Origin of the sequence: Paenibacillus soyae (assembly GCF_024623455.1) — a bacterium.
In the GTDB taxonomy this organism is placed as follows: domain Bacteria; phylum Bacillota; class Bacilli; order Paenibacillales; family Paenibacillaceae; genus Pristimantibacillus; species Pristimantibacillus soyae.
Genome location: NZ_JANIPJ010000068.1, coordinates 1 through 431, shown reverse-complemented (window position 1 = coordinate 431; position 431 = coordinate 1). Strand labels below are relative to the sequence as shown.

1 protein-coding gene is annotated in these 431 nt (G+C 63.6%); it reads left to right on the top strand.

Going from position 1 to position 431, the window contains the following annotated elements; all coding sequences use genetic code 11:
* Positions 1 to 431: NAD(P)-binding domain-containing protein (locus NQZ67_RS30010; RefSeq protein WP_257453170.1), on the top strand; the 431-nt coding region annotated here is incomplete at both ends.

The following is a 431-nucleotide window of genomic DNA, read 5'->3' as shown; positions in this document are numbered from 1 at the left end:
TTGATCATGGTGCAAGCCGGCGCGGGCACGGACGCGACGATCGACTCGCTCGTTCCGCATCTCGACCAAGGCGACATCATCATCGACGGCGGCAACGCGTACTTCCCTGACACCCAGCGCCGCAGCAAAGAGCTCGAGGCCAAAGGCTTCCGCTTCATCGGCACGGGCGTATCCGGCGGCGAAGAAGGCGCGCTGAAGGGCCCGTCCATCATGCCGGGCGGCCAGAAGTCCGCTTACGAGCTGGTCGAGCCGATCCTGACGGCGATCTCCGCCAAAGTCGGCGAAGACGCTTGCTGCACCTACATCGGACCGGACGGCGCCGGCCACTATGTGAAGATGGTGCACAACGGCATCGAGTACGGCGACATGCAGCTGATCTGCGAAGCGTACGACCTGCTTCAGAACGTGCTCGGCGTTACGACGGAAGAGCT